Origin of the sequence: Moorena sp. SIO4E2 (assembly GCF_010671945.1) — a bacterium.
GTDB classification, from domain to species: domain Bacteria; phylum Cyanobacteriota; class Cyanobacteriia; order Cyanobacteriales; family Coleofasciculaceae; genus Moorena; species Moorena producens.
The window spans coordinates 1-17,523 of sequence record NZ_JAAHIE010000109.1 but is presented as its reverse complement, the minus strand read 5'-3'; the positions used below and the strand labels follow the sequence as shown (position 1 = coordinate 17,523).

17 protein-coding genes are annotated in these 17,523 nt (G+C 43.4%); 4 read left to right on the top strand and 13 right to left on the bottom strand.

Annotation, left to right across the window (positions count from 1 at the left end; translation table 11 throughout):
- Positions 1 to 380: 380 nt before the first annotated feature.
- Positions 381 to 1,337 carry a pentapeptide repeat-containing protein gene (locus F6K37_RS14195; protein WP_287250867.1) on the bottom strand — a complete coding sequence of 319 codons (957 nt, stop codon included), beginning with the start codon at positions 1,335 to 1,337 and terminating at the stop codon, positions 381 to 383.
- 300 nt (positions 1,338 to 1,637) lie between these two features.
- Positions 1,638 to 1,766, bottom strand: coding sequence for a hypothetical protein (locus F6K37_RS14190; protein ID WP_287250866.1), 129 nt, complete (start codon positions 1,764 to 1,766; stop codon positions 1,638 to 1,640).
- 210 nt (positions 1,767 to 1,976) lie between these two features.
- Between F6K37_RS14190 and F6K37_RS14185 the strand changes: the two genes are divergently transcribed.
- Positions 1,977 to 2,231, top strand: coding sequence for a hypothetical protein (locus tag F6K37_RS14185; RefSeq protein ID WP_287250865.1), 255 nt, complete (start codon positions 1,977 to 1,979; stop codon positions 2,229 to 2,231).
- A 328-nt stretch (positions 2,232 to 2,559) separates the two neighbouring features.
- On the opposite strand, the gene F6K37_RS14180 is transcribed toward F6K37_RS14185, so the two are convergent.
- The 3 genes from F6K37_RS14180 to F6K37_RS14170 all read right to left on the bottom strand — a co-directional run bounded on the left by F6K37_RS14180 (position 2,560) and on the right by F6K37_RS14170 (position 4,554).
- Complete coding sequence (locus tag F6K37_RS14180) at positions 2,560 to 3,249, bottom strand: c-type cytochrome (protein WP_287250864.1); 690 nt, start codon at positions 3,247 to 3,249, stop codon at positions 2,560 to 2,562.
- Positions 3,250 to 3,544: 295 nt separating this feature from the next.
- Positions 3,545 to 4,066 carry a plastocyanin gene (petE, locus tag F6K37_RS14175; protein ID WP_287250863.1) on the bottom strand — a complete coding sequence of 174 codons (522 nt, stop codon included), beginning with the start codon at positions 4,064 to 4,066 and terminating at the stop codon, positions 3,545 to 3,547.
- A gap of 296 nt (positions 4,067 to 4,362) precedes the next feature.
- A complete protein-coding gene (locus tag F6K37_RS14170; protein WP_287250861.1) occupies positions 4,363 to 4,554 on the bottom strand; it encodes a hypothetical protein in 192 nt (63 codons plus the stop codon).
- Positions 4,555 to 5,010: 456 nt separating this feature from the next.
- Between F6K37_RS14170 and F6K37_RS14165 the strand changes: the two genes are divergently transcribed.
- Complete coding sequence (locus F6K37_RS14165) at positions 5,011 to 5,622, top strand: cysteine dioxygenase family protein (RefSeq protein WP_008181349.1); 612 nt, start codon at positions 5,011 to 5,013, stop codon at positions 5,620 to 5,622.
- A gap of 313 nt (positions 5,623 to 5,935) precedes the next feature.
- Here F6K37_RS14165 and F6K37_RS14160 read toward each other — a convergent pair whose 3' ends face one another.
- Positions 5,936 to 7,534 (bottom strand): peptide ligase PGM1-related protein, encoded by a 1,599-nt coding sequence (locus F6K37_RS14160; RefSeq protein WP_287250860.1) that lies wholly within the window; start codon positions 7,532 to 7,534, stop codon positions 5,936 to 5,938.
- 11 nt (positions 7,535 to 7,545) lie between these two features.
- Between F6K37_RS14160 and F6K37_RS14155 the strand changes: the two genes are divergently transcribed.
- The gene (locus F6K37_RS14155) at positions 7,546 to 7,695 is read left to right on the top strand and encodes a hypothetical protein (RefSeq protein WP_287250859.1); all 150 of its coding nucleotides are present in this window, start codon (positions 7,546 to 7,548) and stop codon (positions 7,693 to 7,695) included.
- On the opposite strand, the gene F6K37_RS14150 is transcribed toward F6K37_RS14155, so the two are convergent.
- The 6 genes from F6K37_RS14150 to F6K37_RS14125 all read right to left on the bottom strand — a co-directional run bounded on the left by F6K37_RS14150 (position 7,692) and on the right by F6K37_RS14125 (position 14,883).
- Positions 7,692 to 9,005 carry an aminopeptidase P N-terminal domain-containing protein gene (locus F6K37_RS14150; protein WP_287250858.1) on the bottom strand — a complete coding sequence of 438 codons (1,314 nt, stop codon included), beginning with the start codon at positions 9,003 to 9,005 and terminating at the stop codon, positions 7,692 to 7,694. The genes F6K37_RS14155 and F6K37_RS14150 overlap by 4 nt on opposite strands.
- A 51-nt stretch (positions 9,006 to 9,056) precedes the next feature.
- Positions 9,057 to 10,616, bottom strand: a complete 1,560-nt coding sequence (locus tag F6K37_RS14145) for a hybrid sensor histidine kinase/response regulator (RefSeq protein WP_287250857.1) — start codon at positions 10,614 to 10,616, stop codon at positions 9,057 to 9,059.
- A gap of 217 nt (positions 10,617 to 10,833) precedes the next feature.
- Positions 10,834 to 12,756, bottom strand: coding sequence for a sensor histidine kinase (locus F6K37_RS14140; protein ID WP_287250856.1), 1,923 nt, complete (start codon positions 12,754 to 12,756; stop codon positions 10,834 to 10,836).
- A 6-nt stretch (positions 12,757 to 12,762) separates the two neighbouring features.
- Entirely contained in the window at positions 12,763 to 13,548 is a 786-nt protein-coding gene (locus tag F6K37_RS14135; protein WP_008181344.1) for an MBL fold metallo-hydrolase, read from the bottom strand.
- Positions 13,549 to 13,572: 24 nt separating this feature from the next.
- Positions 13,573 to 14,190 (bottom strand): anthranilate synthase component II, encoded by a 618-nt coding sequence (locus tag F6K37_RS14130; protein WP_008181343.1) that lies wholly within the window; start codon positions 14,188 to 14,190, stop codon positions 13,573 to 13,575.
- Positions 14,191 to 14,238: 48 nt separating this feature from the next.
- On the bottom strand, positions 14,239 to 14,883 hold the full coding sequence (locus F6K37_RS14125; RefSeq protein ID WP_008181341.1) for a hypothetical protein: 645 nt from the start codon (positions 14,881 to 14,883) through the stop codon (positions 14,239 to 14,241).
- Between the two features lie 554 nt (positions 14,884 to 15,437).
- Between F6K37_RS14125 and F6K37_RS14120 the strand changes: the two genes are divergently transcribed.
- Entirely contained in the window at positions 15,438 to 16,100 is a 663-nt protein-coding gene (locus F6K37_RS14120; protein WP_008181339.1) for a hypothetical protein, read from the top strand.
- Between the two features lie 184 nt (positions 16,101 to 16,284).
- On the opposite strand, the gene F6K37_RS14115 is transcribed toward F6K37_RS14120, so the two are convergent.
- On the bottom strand, positions 16,285 to 17,205 hold the full coding sequence (locus F6K37_RS14115; protein WP_008181337.1) for an N-acetylmuramoyl-L-alanine amidase: 921 nt from the start codon (positions 17,203 to 17,205) through the stop codon (positions 16,285 to 16,287).
- Between the last annotated feature and the right edge of the window lie 318 nt (positions 17,206 to 17,523).

Sequence of the window (17,523 nt, the reverse complement as noted above, 5' to 3'; positions counted from 1 at the left end):
TGGAGGTTGAATGGAAGAACAAAAACTCAACACGGATATGGATTAAGTAATATGAAGTAATTCCACCTTGCCTCACGTCCCATCAGCTCTCTGGATTGTTAAGAAAGATGTGACTAATGCATAGCTTATTAAGGGGGACCAACGGGGGATCTCAACCCTGAAGCAGATCCGGAATCGATCCCCCCCAACCCCCCTTATCAAAGGGGGGAGTAATGAAGGGGATCTCAACCCTGAAGCAGATCCGGAATCGATCCCCCCCAACCCCCCTTATCAAAGGGGGGAGTAATCAAATAGCCCGACTCTGCACTCCCGACTGAATACTTACGCTTGTTTTCAGCTAAAGGCTGAAGGCTGACGGCTGACGGCTGACGGCTGAATGCTTAGGTTTGATCTCGTCTAGCCAAGTCAAGTTCACTAGTATTATCCAAACAAGTATCAGTAAGATTAGCCTTTCTTAAATCTGTACTTTTGAGGGTAGCTCCGGTAAAGTCAGCATCGGTTAGGTCAGCGTTGTAAAAACTAGTACCCCCTGTAGCCGCAAATGCGATCGCAGTACTCCGAATCCAGGCATGTTTAGGGTCTTCGGTGAGAGCACCCCAGCCCAGGTAAGAACCAAGTAACGCCAAGAGGAAGGCCAAGGTTCCACCTATGGCAGATGCCAGGTCGAAGCCCAAGGTTCCTGTTTTGGTAAATGGCAAGGCTGACTGCTGTACAGCAAACACTCCAGCTACCGCTCCACCTACAGCTACCAACAAGCCTAAGACTCCCACTAAGACACCATCCAAGACTCCCGATCCCGCTCCAGTTGTAGCTACGGCTAGGGCTAGGGCGAAGGGTAAGCCTAAGGCAAAGGCTAGGGCGAAGGGGAAAGCTAAGCCAAAGGCTCCAGCGACAGCGACAGCTACGGCAAAGGCAAAGACCAAGCCTACCACTAAGGCTTGGACTGTTTGAATACCTTGACCAAGGATAACAACAAATAAAACAATTATTGCCACCAAGGCTATCCAGGCGAAGATTAGGTTTGCTCCCTGGACATAGTTAACAATAAATGCTGCATAACACCCACCATAAAATGATACAATTGCTGATAGTATTAAGGCGATCATCGATGAAACCAATATAATAACAATTGACCACGATTGTGGTAATCCAGCCTTAGCTTTACAGAACTTAGTCCCAGTTAGAATAGTATTCTTAAAGTTAGCTCCTCTAATATCAGCTTCACTAAAATCTGCCCCTGAAAGGTCTCTCCCTTGGAATGACTGACCCCTGAGATTTACCTTTCGGAAATCCCTTTCTCCTTGGGCATATCTTGCTAGAATTGTTTGAGCTTTCATTAGCATTTATAGGAGTTATTAATTGGGTGAGCTATAAATTAGGGAGTCGGGAGTCGGGAGTCGGGAGTCGGGAGTCGGGAATAAATCTTGTAGATTTTAATTACTATCAGAAGTGCTATAGTGATTAGTTGCTAGACCAGGATAAACCAGTATTATTTTTAAATCCCTACTGGAGCTAAGAGGGTGCATCTTAATGCATGGTGTTTGACCCGGTGGTGCGTTACGGGGCGGGCTGTCACAACCAGACACGAAGAGGCGGAAAATTAGGGCGACCGCCCCTAACGCACCCTACAGAACTTATCAATAACCATGTGCATAGCCCATAAGCTGATAGCTGAACGCGATCGCGTGCGCGTAGCCCATAAGCTGATAGCTGATAACTGATAGCTTACGACTCCCTAAAGAAAACCGAAGCAAGGGAGTTCCCATTAGAAACCGGTTCCCTATAGATGATTAAGATTGTGTTACTAATATCTATTAAGATTGTATCACAAATCCTGACCAAAAAAACTTAATATAATCTAAAATTATAGCCCTGCTCCCGACTCCCGATTCCCTACTCCCGACTCCCTCACAAGTTTGTTACAAAATTTTTCAAAATATGCTATAATATAATGTTTTTTGTGGTAAACTAAAAGTGTGGAGAATAAATTCCACGGAAGAGCCAGCCCGGACATGTTCAAGCGGGTCGGGCTGGCTCTTGATCCCCATTTACAGGAGACAACTTATATTATGTGCTATAGTCAGCGCCTATACGGATGGGTAATGATTCGGCTATTGCCACCGATGCCACCACTAGTTTTCGCTCGATTTGACAACCTTTCCGATGCCAAGAGCCATTCCCAGGCTCTGAAACAGTTGATGCCCGATGCGAAATTTTTGATTTTTTTTTGATAGAGGTCTGCCGATGGAGCAAGACGAATAATCTTAGGGGCTCAAGGGGTGATGATCATTATCACCCCTTGATGATTTGATTTTTTCGTTAAAAAGATCTTCAGCTATAGCGCAGCGCTATAAAAAAAGAATTAGTGGTTAGCAGCCAGTTGCTAATGAAAATAACACCAACAACTAACTACTAACCACTAACTTAAAGTTTCAATTCCTTTAGTAATCTAGGAATTCTAAATAGGTTGTGAATTATTACTTAGACAGAATCCCTGAACTACAAATGTTTTGGGTTGATTGAGTTTCACAAATCCTTTATAAACCCAATTGAATCAATCTACTGCCAACCATTGTCAGCTTGATACAACACATAATCAGCAAGGGCTGCAATCTGATCCGCTTTTAGACGACCTTTGAAGGCTGGCATGGGGGGCTTACCATTGGTGATCTGGTAAACAATCTTGTCCTTAGAGTACATGCCATACTTCTCAAGGATATCCTTTTTCAGAGTTTTTTGGGGATTGAGTAAATTATTTCCACCCTTATGACAACTGGCACAGTTACTTGCGAAGAGTTGTCCTGATTTAGCTAGGGCTGCTTCATCTACGGCTACAGCTACTTCGACAGGTTCAGCAGGAGTAGTTTCTTCCTCTGCTACCTCAGTAGGTTCAGCAGGAGTAGTTTCTTCCTCTGCTACCTCAGTAGGTTCAGCAGGAGCAGTTTCTTCCTCTGCTACTTCGGTAGGTTCAGCAGGAGCAGTTTCTTCCTCTGCTACCTCAGTAGGTTCAGCAGGAGCAGTTTCTTCCTCTGCTACTTCGGTAGGTTCAGCAGGAGCAGTTTCTTCCTCTGCTACTTCGGTGGGTTCCGCTGGGGATTCCACGGTTTCAGTAACTGCAGCAGTTGGGGCAGGTGTGGTTTCTGGAGGAACAGTAGCTGTAGTTGACCCAGCGCAACCATAGGTAAAGGTCAACACACAGACCGTTACCACTAGGAGTGATAATAGCTTTTTCAATGCAATTTGTCTCATGAGATTAAAAAAAACAAGTTGGCTAGTCCATACAGGATTGTCAGATCATGTCTTTCTTTCCGTCAAAAGACAAGCTGTCAAACTTCTTTTTTCCTGACTTGAAGCGCAGTCAGGGCGCACACTGTGCGCCCTGACGTCATACCCTACGGTTATAGTTGCTGGGTAAGTCTTGATTTAAATTCACAAAACTACCACGATTTGCGATCGCTTAAGTCTTAGAATAGTTAATCTTGTGAAAGCTGTGTGGTTTTGACATTGCTGGAAGTCTTGATCCACAGCCCTAGTCCTAGTGCTACTATGACTCAGCTTCAACAATGATTGTGCCTCCCATGCCAGCACCACGGTGGGGGGCACAGTAGTAGGAGTATGTACCAGGCTCATCAAACGTAGATGTATAGGAAGAACCCGCAGCCATCAACATGTTTTTGTGACTCAGAGATGGATAGCCATCAACAATAACATTATGAGGACCAATTTTGTTCATCACCCACTTGACAGTTTCCCCTGCTTTGATGGTAATAACACTTGGTTCAAATTTTAGTTGCCCATTGTCTGTACCCATTTTTATAGTGTAGGTTCCTCCACCAGCTGCAGCAGCAGGCTCAGGTGCTACAGCCACCTCCGTGGGTTCCGCTGGAGTAGGTTCTTCTTCAGCGATCTCAGCGGGTTCCGCTGGGGATTCCGCCTCTTGGGCAACTTCAGCAGCTGGGGCAGGTGTGCTTTCTGGAGGAACAGTAGCTGTAGTTGCGCCACCGCAACCATAGGTAAAGGTCAAGATACAGAAGGTTACCACAAGCAGTGATAGTAGCTTTTTCAATGCTATGTTTTTCATAAAAAAAATTGAACCATGACTGTCAACGGTTCAATTATATGACAACTCGTCATACACATTACAAGCTGTCAAACTTATGATCAAACTTATTATGATCAGATGGCTTAGAAAGCCTACAGGTAAAGGGAAGGGCGGCTGGCACAAACATCACCGAGGCAGCAATTAAGTAATCTGCTAGTATGGCCAGGGAAATGCTAAGCTGCCATCACACCAGCAGCAATAGGGGCAAATCCACCTATGATCAGGGTATCTTAGGTGCGGGAGATCATAGGTGGACATGATTAAGGATTCTTTTTACTTGCACAAGGATTCTTTTTACTTGCACAAGGATTGGATTTACCGGCACAAGGATTGCCTTGCTCTGTAGTACTCTCACCAGGAGTAGTATTGGTTGTGGGAGCACCACAGGATGTTACCAGTCCTAGAGTGACAATTGAGGCAGCAGCGATAGTAGCAAAATACTTAATTTTCATGGCAATTCCCTCCTTTGCTGTAATGAAGGTTAATTTTTATCTGCATTGTACATGAGTAATAATTGAAATGGCTTAAAATGAATTGCTTGAAACTGAATGAAACCTGAGAGATGACTGAGGAAGAGCTGAGAAATGACTAGTAGCGATTTAGCTGCTTTCCCAGCAGTCAAATTTCAGTCAGACTTTAAAACAGCCCTGTCTCCTGAAGCAAGGGTAATTTTGTGATTGCTTTTTTTCGTAAATTCAAATGTAAATTGAAATGTAACTTAAAAACATCGTCAGCTTATGTGCATAAGCTGAGAGCTGAGAGCTGAGAGCTGAGAGCTGAGAGCTGAGAGCTGAGAGCTGAGAGCTGAAACCTGAAACCTGAAACCTGATAGCTGATAGCTGATAGCTGATAGCTGATAGCTGATAGCTTACAAAACATCTATCAAAAACCTTGCTTAGGTAAACTGTATGGAAAGTAGTGATTGGTTGCTGACAAATCAAGGCAACTGTGAAGCCTGTGAGATACCTAGTGACTGGGAATGGTCAACGAAACCCTATCGACTCTATCGGTTTCTGACTGACCTAGAGGATACTCTCGATCAGATTAACGATGAGCGCCAACTGCTCCAAGTCATTCGTCCTTTGGTACGTCGCTTACTCACTAGTTCCTACTGGCTACAGGGTGAATATCTTGAACCTAACCCTGACCCAGGCTGGTCGGTGCAAATGCTTTATGATGAAATCAATTATCCCTTAACCGTCCAAAATGTAGTCTGGTTACCGGGAAGAGTTTCTCCCATTCACAACCATGGTACATGGGGAGTAGTAGCCGTGATCAGTGGCCAGGAAAAAAACACCTTTTGGCGGCGTACTGATGACCCAGACTTTCGCGATCGCATCGAACAAGTTGGGGAAAAAATCCTATTCCCTGGAGATATTATTAGTTTTACCTCTGATGCTATTCATAGTGTAGAAGCAATGGGAGATGAACCAACAATTACCTTTAATATTTATGGGGAAACAAACTACGACCAGCGATTTGAGTTTGATCCACTAACCCATTCGGCAAAGATATTTTGAATTAAGAATTGAGAATGTAGAATTAAGAATTAAGAATTAAGAATTAAAAAAATATAACATGTTGAAGTTTGTCTGTCATAATTGCTAAGTTAGCACCTAGGGGAGTAGCCAAAAAATAAAATACCAGATTTTAGCTTGTAGGGTGGGCAAAAATATTTTGGTTCAAATGAGTCTTCTAGATAAGAGAACTTTGCCCACCCTACTTTAATTGGTATTTTTTTTACATGCAAGTCCCTAAACTTCTCCATTCTCAATTTTTCATTCTAAATTATACATTTTTAATTCTACATTCTTAATTCTACTATTCCCTTTACTATCTATTCCAAGCAATCGGAATACTGGGATGGGAAACTGAGACATTAGCATCTTTGTCGGATTTAGTTTCTAGATCCAGTACCCTCACAACTTGGTTATAGATTTCTTCTGCTTGTTGGGGAGAATCTCCAATGCTGGTTAACCCTAGTTTGCCAAATTCAGAGAGTGTGCCTATTAAGTGAAATACAGTGCCAGTTTTGGTGCTGCTATCAAAATGCAGTTGATGGTAGGCGATAATATCCATCAAGTCATTGGGCATTAACCCTTTGTAACTATCTTTTTGTAAATTGTCCGTGGCAATATAGTGCTTTGGTTGACCCTCTTGAGAGCAAAAAAGACCAGTGGAGAGGTCATAGCGACCATTGGTCATGAATTTCAGGGTCATAAAGGGATGGGTTGTACCGCCTTTGCGCAGGTTGATTTCAATGGCTTGTAAGTCCCAGGTATCCCGATCGGGCTGATGAACCGCAACAAAATCTACACCGTAACGCTCTATTGCTCCTTTTTTCGCTAAGGTCTGACCGACTCGTAGTCCCAAATCTTGCAATTGTAGGCGATAACCTGGATCAGCGGGAAATCGACAACCTAAATAAATCTGACCGTCTGATCCGCCGAGAATTTGATCGTGAGTCGAGAGAATCTTGACCTCGCCATGGGGGGTAATATAAGCCTGAACGCTAGGCGATCGCTTTTTTTCTCCGTCAATAAAGGCTTCGGCAATTGCCCCTAACTGCGGTATCCGACTGCTATAACTCTCCCAGGTTTCCCCACTAGCTTGAAATCTCAAATTTACGATCTTTTCTTTCAAAGCCGCTACTGTTTGAGTATGGGAAACATTTCCCGGACCTACCTCCGATAGTGGTTTCAAGTCCAAGATAGCATTGCCCTCCCCAGAAAACCCTTCGTTGAGTTTAATCACAATCTTGTTCAGTTGCGGTTGCCTGTGCCATAACTGCGCTGTTGCTTCGACTAAATCATCAACGGTCCAGACTAACTCACTGCCGTCGGGATGGGGGACACCACTGTCAGCAAAAATTTGCCGACTACCGCTCTTGGTACCCCAATAAAGCAAATCTGGGTCTGGGGCAAGTAGGGGTAAGTTCAATTTTAAGGATATCTCGCGCTCTAGATTAGTAGAGTTGTAACAAGACATGTAAGACTTTCCTGGACGTAAGGCTTGACGAATCCGCTTCATCAAGCGGGGACGTTCTAGAATCTTTTGGCTAAGTGGCTTGAGGGAAGCATCATAGGTGGAAAACAGCAGTAAGCGATCGCGTGCATGGGAAAAGGGAATTCCTGGCAGAAGCTGCAAGTAGTAATCAATCACAATCGGTGGCAACGGCACAGCGGTAACATAAATTAACCGTGTGTAAGGGTTGCGCAGACGAATTAGGGAAAATAATAACCGTTCTTCGTAGTGCAAAAAACCCTCAACTTTCAGCAGTTCCCGTTGGTCAACACTGACAGAAGGTACTACCAGAATATCGTGGTCGTCTTGGTCAAATTGATCACTACTCTGCCAGCGATCGCGTAATTGGTGCTGTAGTTGCTGAAACTTTGACTCTTGCCGAGATAAAGAATCATTCACATTGTCCATTGTTTTTTAAAATGGTAGCTATAGCGCTGCACCCAGGGAATCGGGAATCGGGAATCGGGAATCGGGAATCGGGAATCGGGAATCGGGAATCGGGAACAGGGAATCGGGAATCGGGAATCGGGAATCGGGAATCGGGAATGAAAAAGCTTGTAATCGCTTAAGTCTCTAGCTCCTCTACGGATTTGGGCACACCAGCAGTCAAGACTTCATTCCCTGACTCAGTCACTAACACATCATCCTCAATCCGAATCCCAATCCCGCGCCAGCGCTGATCAATAGCTGGCTGACCTTCCAAAGGCTCAGTATCAGGACCAATATAAAGTCCTGGTTCTACTGTTACTACATTACCGGGCTGAAAAATATGCCAGTTCTCCCCCTGTTTGTACCCTCCACTGTCATGGACATCCAATCCCAGCCAGTGACCGGTGCGGTGCATATATAGATGTTTATATTTCTTCTCTTTAATAATTTCCTCACTATCACCGGCCAGGAGTCCCAAATCGATTAACCCTTCCACCAGGATTTTCACAGCCGTGTCATGAAACTGATTAAAGGGATTCCCTGGTTTAACTTGTGCGATCGCATTCAACTGTGCCTTCAAGACCAGCTCATACAGAATTTTCTGCTCTGGGGTAAACTTACCACCCACTGGAAATGTCCGAGTAATATCAGCGTTATAATACCCATAAGAACAACCAGCATCAATCAGTAGTAAATCCCCGTCTTGCATCTGTCGATTGTTCTCGGTATAGTGTAGTATGCAGCTATTGGCCCCAGATGCTACTATGCTCGGGTAAGCCGGTCCGATGGCACCTCGTCGCCGAAAATCATGTTCTAGCTCTGCCTGCACTTCATATTCATAACGTCCAGGTTGAGTAAATGCTCTAGCATGGTTATGGGCGTCCACAGAGATTTCCACAGCTTGACGCATCAACTTCAATTCCGTAGTACTCTTAACCCGGCGCATCCCATAGAGAATTAAGTTAGTCGATTCGAGAGCCATCGGTCCGGTTCCGTTTTTGGGATAAAGTCCCATCAACCTTTGCCAGTGTTTCAGGATGGTATCATTGAAAGGTTTATCCCGTCCCAAGTGGTAATAAATTCGATCGGCCTTTTTTAAATACTGAGGTAACTTCTCATTCAACTCAGTAATCGGATAGGTCTCATCCGCTCCAAATTGTTCTTTTGCTGCTTCCACACCTTTCCGATAGCCTGTCCAGACTTCTTTCTCTGGTTCTTTCGGTTGCACAAACAGGACAAATCGGTGTTCTTCGTGATGGGGCGCTAGTACAATTACTGCTTCTGGTTCATTGAAACCGGTCAAGTAAAAAAAATCGCTATCCTGTCGGAAATTGTATTCCACAGTATTATGCATAATGGCAACCGGGGCGCTCCGAAAGATTGCGGTCCCGTTGCCAATCTTACTCATCAACTGTTCACGACGCTCTTTATATTCGGTTTGTGGAATCATCCTTAGTTATTGGTTAGTTGTTTGCTATATTTCTTTTTAGCCCAAGCCCACCTATATAGAACTGGTTAATGGCAATTTTACCGTATAGGTTGTACCAACTCCGACTTGACTAGTTAAGGTAATTTGACCATGATGCAAATCCACAAACTTGCGGATCATGCCTAGCCCCATTCCTGAAGAATACATAGAACCAATATTACTAGCTCGGAAGAACGCTTCAAATAATTGTCCCTGACCTTCGGGCACAATCCCACTGCCTTGGTCTTTTACCTGGAACACAATTTGGTTATCTTCACAAAAAATTTCCAAAGCAATCATACTACCCTTCAAGGAGTAATGAGTTGCTAAGGTCAGCAAATTGCTCAAAATTTGCCGTAGGATTTGTTCATCCAGCTCAACTAGGCCAGGGTAATCCTGAGCAAATAACTCAATAGTATAGCGCTTTCCCACAATGATTTGCTGCTCTTCGACTAAACTGCGGCAGAATTCAACCACATCTACGGGCACACAGTTGAGCTGGAGTTCACCGGATTCAGCCTTGCTTAAGGTCAGAACATCCTCCATAATTCGAGTCATTCGCATCACTGATGATTGAATCCGATACAAGTTTCTTTCTTTTTTGTGCGGTGACAACTTGGAACCGTATTTTTGCAGGACTTCAGCAGCAGTTAGGATAATCGATAGGGGAGTGCGAAACTCATGGGAAATCCTAGCGATTAGGTCAGATTTCAGTTCCCCTAGTTCTTGTACTGCAGACAATATTTGACCCACTTGAGCTTCAGCTTGTCGGCTAGCGGCAGCTTTGGCTGGCAATTTTGATCTTTCTACTGCCAATAATTCTGGTTGTTGCTGTTCCCTGATATTCCACAGCACAAGAACTACACCCTTGATGGTACCATCTTCTTCTGTAATCGGGGAAGCACTATCTCCCACGGAGATCTTGCTACCGTCTTTGGCAATCAAACCTATGCCCTGATCCACAAAAATGACCCTTTCTTCCTGAAGCACTTCCATGACTGGGTTCTGGAGTGGGGTATCAGTGAGTTCGTCTACAATTTGAATCACATCTGTAATGCTTTGCCCAGAAGCTTCTGCTACTGTCCAGCCAGTGAGGGTTGCAGCTGCTGGGTTCATGTAGGTGATTGCTCCTGTTTCATTGGTAGCGATCACAGCATCATTAGTGGAGCTGAGTATTGTGGCTAGCAGATCCTGCTGTTTGACTAACTCTTTTTCCAGCTGGTGCCTATAGAGGGCCGTTTCAATCGCTACCCGCAATTCCCGTTCGTTAAATGGTTTGATCAGATACCCGAACGGTGCTGTCCTCTTAGCTCGGGCTAGGGTACTCTCATCAGAGTGGGCTGTCAAATAGACTACTGGAATCTGGAATTGCTCTCGGATGCGCTGAGCAGCAGTTATGCCATCTATATCGTTTGGATCTAAGGTAATATCCATCAGGACTAAATCAGGCTGGTTATTGGCAGTGCTGCTGATAGCGCCCGTACCAGAGGTGACGCTATCGGTTACTGTGTATCCCAACTGTATGAGCTGTTCAGCAATAACTTCAGCTGTGATCGCTTCATCTTCAACCACTAAGATGTTTATTTGTGACATTTCCTAGTTATGGAATTGCTTTTTAAGTTACCTTGGGTTGTCCCTTGTCTTAACTTTGAAGCAAGCCAGTGTGTTCTCCCTACTTAATAATTTTTGCTTTGGTTCTGTGCTGCCAGTTAGTTAACTGCCTCACAACCTGATAGTTCTATATCACAATTCGAGGGTGGGTCTTGAAAAATTTCCTAATGCTTTAAGCTTGTTTAAACTTGTTTAAACTTTATGAAAATTTAATTTTAAACATAACACCATGACTTGTATCTAACTCAAGCTCACCTTTGAGTTGCTTAGTGGCTAGGGTATGGACTAAGCGTAGCCCTAGGGTCTTGGGGTTTGCTAAATCTATACCTTCTCGGATGCCAAGACCATTGTCACTGACCATCAGTTCAAAATAGTTATCCTCACGGCACTTAAAGTCAACAATAATTTCACCGCCATCTACTTCTGGAAAAGCGTGTTTGAGGGCATTGGAGACTAATTCATTAATAATTAAACCACAGGGAATGGCCCTGTCGATGTCCAGAAATTTCTTAACAAAATTAACCTTAATCCTAGGGGGATGATTACTACAGGTGTAAGATCTTAATAAGTCCTTAGTCAGAGATTGAATATAATCTTCGAAGTCAAGCTGGCTCAGGTTCTTAGAGCCATACAATTTCTCATGGATTAAGGCCATGACTTGGAGACGGTTGCGGCTTTCACAGATGATCTCCAGGATACTTTCATCATCTATATATCGAGATTGGAGGTAAAGGATTCCTGAGACAATTTGTAAATTGTTCTTGACCCGATGGTGAATCTCTTTAAGCAGTATGTCCTTGTTTTGGGCCTCTAGAGTTGCTGCTTCTGCTCTGATGCGATCGCTAATATCTCGACCTTCTAGGATTAACAACACTATATTTCCGTTCTCATCCCGCAACGGTTTCACGGAAAACTCCATCGTGAGCACTTGACCCTGTAACCCTAGCACCGACCCTTGATAACGGACAAACTCACCGGTGGCTGCTCTCGCGATCGCATTTTTTAAAGGATTTTCGATTTGAGTAGACTTTGTCCACCATTGGATTTGCCAGAAGGGCTTACCCACAATCTCTGACGGAGTTAATCCGCTAAAGTCAAGGGCGGTTTGGTTGGCTTCGAGCAAGGTACCATCTGGTTGCAGCAGCCAAGTAAATTGGCTGGTCTGGTCAAAGATGGCTTGGAATTTTCGCTGACTCTCTCCCAAAGCTTTCTCGACTTGCTTGGCTTTGGTAATGTCAGTGACAATACCATCAATGCGTATGGGGATACCATGGGCATCGGTGTGAATTTGGACGTGATCACGAATCCAGCGCACCTGCCCATCAGAGCGCACGATGCGATATTCTAAGTCAATACCGTCAATTGCCAGGAGTGATTGGGGTGACAACGGCAATGATTTATTGTTGATAAAATTTCGCTTCTGCTGAACTCGTTCTCGGTCTTCTGGGTGGATTCCCTCTAGCCAAATATTTGAGTTAGCTAAAAAATCGGATATGCTATAACCATAAAGATTGTCAACAGCGGAGTTGAGGTAAAGCAGTTTGGAAGTTTGGGGGCGCACGGACCAAACCACATCCTCTAGGGAACTCAAAATACTTTCGATACTTTCGAGTCGATTGTGGCTTAACTGTAATGCCAATTCGTTTTTTCCGAGTGCCTCTTGAGCCAGAATGCGTCCGCGAATCTCCTTGGCTAGTCTAGAATTAGCAGTTAAGAGTTCAGCAGTGCGTTGTTCAATCCGTCGTTCTAGCTCAAGGCTGGCTTGTCGCAACTTTTTGATCAGCTTCTGGTTCTGGTCTTTGATCCAGCCGAGCCGCACAGCCAGTAAGACCACCACTAGAATCCCCAAACTGACCTCTACTGAACCCCCGGTTAAACTCGGTGGACCAAAGTGAACAGCAGAGGCATAGATCAGGTAAATTGCCCATACTGTGGCACTGGTAACTCCAGCAAGTAATCCGTCGATACTGGCAGTTAGGGCAACAGCAAAGATAAGAAGTATAAACGGAGTTGGAACAATAAACCCAAACTGCCGTAGGGTTTCAATCCAGAAAATCATGGCTACAAGCGCCACTCCACCAGTCCAGAAAGGCGGTTGCAGTCTGGGTAAGGGGCTAGGCAAGGGCATTTAGAAGTTGTAGTTGTAACTCATTAGTTGAATCACTGACCCATCCTGGGATAAATCCCCTGAGCTAATCCTAATGGTATCGTTTTTGGCACGGCGTATGGGTGTGTCCTTCATCAATGTTAAGAACTCCTCCACTGGTAAAATATCACACTGTTCGGCATCAGCCGCCTTGGTTCGGAAATGAGTAGGAATCATTATCTTTGCCTTAAGGAAATCAAATGCCTGTTTAGCTTCTTGAGGGTTGTAGGCTTTCGGTCCCCCTCCCACTGGAATTAACGCTAAATCAGGACGCCCGATCAGAATTTTCTGCTCAATATCTAGAGGGGCTGCTGCTCCTCCCAGATGTAGAATATTGATACCGTTTTGAGTCCATTTCCAAGCAACATTATTACCAAAGCGACGTCCACCGACTCGGTCGTGAGGAATACTAATTCCCTCGAATTTTAGCCCATTTGCTTGAAAAATACCCGGTTCAAAGAGGAGCCGGGGACTGCCCGGTATGCCTTCCGCTGCTCCTTCATCTAGTAGTAGGCTACTGATTAGGACTAAATCTGCCTCTACTTTTGGTGAGTTGTATTTAGCGGTACACCCAATGGTTTGGAATGGGTTGACTAAAACTCGCACACCACCCCCAGTAAATAAAAAGCAGGTATGACCAAGCCACTTTACTGTCAATACATTGCGTGATGGCTGTGCTTGGTAAGAACTGAGTCCAGAAGCTAAGCCGGTTGAAAGAGTTGTGAGTACACCCGCACTGACATAGCGCATCAACTGTCGCCGTTTCATGGTTTGTTGGAAACAAGTTTATTTTCAGGGAGATATAGAGAGAGTAGCAGATGCTGGCAGCGATTCTAAGAAGTTTTTTAGAAGTTGCTTACCAGAAGAGGTCAAAATACTCTCTGGATGAAATTGGACGCCTTCGAGCTGGGGATAGTTCCGATGTCTAACTCCCATAATTGTGCCATCATCTACCCAAGCCGTAATTTCCAAGACATCAGGACAGCAGCTACGGTCAATCACTAAGCTATGGTATCGAGTCGCTATGAAAGGATTGGGTAATCCCCGAAAAACCCCAACCCCAGTGTGATGAATTTCTGAGGTTTTGCCATGCATCAATACTGGTGCCGAAACAATTTTCCCGCCAAATACCTGACCCAAGGCTTGATGACCCAAGCAAACCCCTAGAATGGGTAGAGTTGACCCCAAATTGCTGTAGATAGCACTTGATATCCCAGCATCTTCAGGGCGTCCTGGCCCTGGAGAAATCACGACCCCATCTGGGTTGAGGTCGCGGATTTTCTGTATATCAATTTTATCATTGCGATAGACCTGAATCTCTGATCCCACAGGTAATTGGGTACCCAATTCTCCTAGGTATTGGACTAAGTTGTAGGTAAAGCTGTCGTAGTTGTCAATGACAATAATCATTATCCGTTACTCCCGATTGACCATAGGTTGCAGGTTATAGATTATAGGTTACCGCTTATTTGAAGTCTGGTCTGGTTTTAAGCTCAGTATTCCAATCAAAATGGAGAATATTTCTTCTGTATCTCTAGGAATAGTCTGACTTTGAATAGTTTTGGCAATGTGCTTCCGTTTCCTATCAAGGGTTCCAAATTTCCAAATATCCCCCAGAGTCACAGCACCATAAATAATTTCAATAGATTCGCTATCTTCGTACTTATCTAAAGCAATTAGTTCGGCTGCTAACTGGTTGAAGCCACTATCAATATCTTTCTTTTTTGCTTCTATAATAATCAGATTTTGGCTAGTTTTTAATAAGTAGTCTAGCGCTCCCCCTAGCTGATCGTTAATGTCTAGGGGATACTCAACATTGACTTTAACTGGGAGCAGCTTTGCAATTTCTAGGATTAGTGGGGCAATCAGAAATTCCCGTTTAGCAATTTCCGAGGTAAGGCTGATTTTAGGAATAATGGTGTAGTAAGTATGGTTGAGCTGTTGAATGATATCTAGGTCATAGTTGCTAGACTTAGGCAGGTCAATTAATTCAATGCCAAAGGAGTAACCAAACTCACCAACAATTTCCTCAGTGGGATTGGTCATCGCAAAATAGTCACTAAATGTATACTTGCGGTTTTCTTTGAATATCGATTTTTTCATAAGTTAATTTGTAAGCTATTAGCTATCAGCTATCAGTTATCAGCTATCAGTTATCAGTTATAATTTACCAGTTATAACCAGTCAGCTATCAGCGGTCAGCCTATGGGCTACGCGCATAAGCTGACTGCTGACTGGTGAATGCTTACGGTTAAATTGTAGTCAAATCTTGATTTTCGGTAATTGGTAAGTATTTATACTTATTATTGACCGTTAAGAGCGATCGCACTTTATACTTCGTAAGTGCTATGACAGTCAGCGAATAATCGCCGTCTTAAGAGGTTGTCTGAGAAGTCTCATTTGCTACATCCAAGCCCCCGTTGGTCCCCCAATTTTGGGGGACTTTTAGAAGCAAATTGACTCTTGTTCCCCCCAAAGTTGGGGGGCTAGGGGGGCAAAATTCAGTATCAAAAAACTTTTCAGATATCCTCTAAGATATACTTTATAATTTTCTTTATCAACAGTCTCTTAGCTAAGCCGCACATCTGTTCCAATCTCAAAACGAAATAGTTTGGTCTCTAAAATATAATTAGACGCAATCAGGAGACTGATTAACTATGGCATTCAGTGACTTTAAAACTATAGCTGATGTACAGAAACACTATCAAATTAAATACGAAGAGGGAACTTTTATCGTTTCTCAAGACACTGACCCACCCGAAATTTTCTTGAAAGACCTAGAGTTTTATAAAGAAACAATAGATGTATTCAGCTCGGAAGCCTCCCGGAGTGAAATTATCATTTCACCATTGTTGCGAGAACTCTATAAAAAATACTATAAAATCTATTCTTTCTGGATTCAAAAAAGCATCTTCTATGACCAAGTTCTATCAGGGACTCCTGACTATATATTTTCGACAAAATCGGAATTAGGGAAAACGGTTTTAGAAAAGCCACTGCTTATTATTCTTGATGCAGTCGCTCATGGGGGAAACCCCCAAGACCGCGCTGCATCGCTTATCGAAGCAAAGAAAAATGATTTTCAACAAGGTTGGGGGCAATGCCTTGCCGAGTTGGTAGCTTCCCAAAAAATCAATCAAGATGTTCAACGTCCTGTTTATGGCATAGTTACTGATGGTAATTTATGGCAGTTTGGACGATTACAAAGGGACATTTTTACTCAAAATATCGAGAATTTTACGATTGATAAATTGTCCCGATTATATGGAGCATTAGACTATCTTATCCTATTAACGGAAAACTATACTAATAACGAGTAATATTGGTATTATCTTGAGGTAATATAATTATTATAATATAATTCCTATCCCCCATTAATCTCACACTTCCCGATCGGGTGAGACGGTGAGACGTGAGGCAACTGCTTGAGGTGCGCTTTCCGTAAGCGAATTAAATTCGCCACGGGTCGCACCTGTTCAATGCTAAACGTCCCTCAAAGCCTTGCTAGTCAATCAATTGACTCCAAGTTTGTGCTCCAACAATACCATCAGCCGTTAAACCTTGTTGTTTCTGAAATCTGATCACAGCACTTGCGGTGCCTGAACCAAAAATACCATCTGCCTGAGTTCCCACCCGACGTTGGAGATATTTTACTGTGGTACCTCCAGCATGATTAGGTCTAAGTATGGGTTGCTCAAGAATCTGATTAATAGTCTTCCATGTGGTCGAGTCACCAATTCCAGTTTGGTTAATTCCTACAATAGCTTGAAATGTTTTTATTGCTGCTATAGTCGCCTGATCAAGGGAGCCATTTTCTACTAATGGCTTACCAGCAGGACTTTTAATTTTTAAGCGATTGAGAGCTTTTTGTAATTCTAGAACATTATCTTCGGAGGAAGATTTAGTAGTTGGTGGCTCTTCTCCAGTTAATCCTTTAACAATTGCATTAGCCAATGCTTCTGGATCGTAGAGTGCCATATCTTTTTGGGAATCACAAAAGCAGCTTTCGATCAGAATTGCTGGCATATTGGTATATCGGAGGACATATAAATGAGAGCCATTTTTAACCTTTCTATTGAAGTAACCCAACTCGACTATTTTTTCTAAAACTGGCTGGGCAATTTTTTTGGCAGTATTACTAATCGCAAATACTTCTGTTCCATTAGCTTGGCCATTAAACCCATTAAAATGAATTGAAACAAACTGATCAACTCGATTAGCATTGGCAATATTGCACCGTTGCCGCAGCGAGCTGCCTAAAGTACTCGCACTTTTAGGCTTGCATTCAACTACCTGATGTCCCAAGTCTCTCAATTTTGAAATTACTCTCGTTCCGACGTCCCTAGTCATTTCATCTTCTACTCTGATACCTTGAGCTCCTGTATCAGCGGGCAAGTTGTGACCAATATCAATTCCGTATTTCATGATACTTTCTGAATTTCTCTAATTAGCCATTTTCTCTAATTCTGTTCTATGTTAGTGGATTTAAGCCAATAGTGCTTAACAAAATTTAATAAACTGCTCCTAAATCGAAAACTCAGACCCAACTCCTGGTTCTTTTTCTAAATTGATCTGGATCAAGAAACGTTAAAAAATAACGTAAGCATTCAGCTATTAGCTATCAGCTATCAGCTATCAGCTATCAGCTATCAGCTATCAGCTATCAGCTATCAGCTATCAGCTATCAGCTATCAGCTATCAGCTATCAGCTATCAGCTATCAGCTATCAGCTATCAGCTATCA